The 284-nt window shown below is 69.4% G+C and carries 1 pseudogene; it reads right to left on the bottom strand.

Going from position 1 to position 284, the window contains the following annotated elements:
* Nucleotides 1-184: pseudogene (locus EN859_RS38930) on the bottom strand (CpaF family protein); the annotation flags it as partial.
* Between the last annotated feature and the right edge of the window lie 100 nt (nucleotides 185-284).

Raw genomic sequence — 284 nt, 5'->3', positions numbered from 1 at the left:
GCTCGGGCGCCACCGGCGGCGGCTCGACCGCGCGGCGGGGGGGCGGCGTGGCGGGCGCGCTGGCCGCGGCCGGCCGTTCGAGAACCGCCGTCGCAGCGGTGCCGGGAGCGGCGGGAGCCGGTGCTGGCGGACGGAATTCGGGCTTCGCCCGATTGCCGTCATCTGTGCCTCTTTTACCAAACATGATCGACTACCCGATGCCGCGATGAAAGCGCCACTTTTTGCTGAGCGAGAGCTTGCCGAGGAGCGAGCCCAGGCCAACCTTCTTCTTGGACTTGATTTCG

Origin of the sequence: Mesorhizobium sp. M00.F.Ca.ET.216.01.1.1 (assembly GCF_004010325.2) — a bacterium.
Lineage (GTDB): Bacteria > Pseudomonadota > Alphaproteobacteria > Rhizobiales > Rhizobiaceae > Mesorhizobium.
The sequence above is the reverse complement of the archived record's forward strand: the minus strand, read 5'-3'. Positions and strand labels throughout refer to the sequence as shown.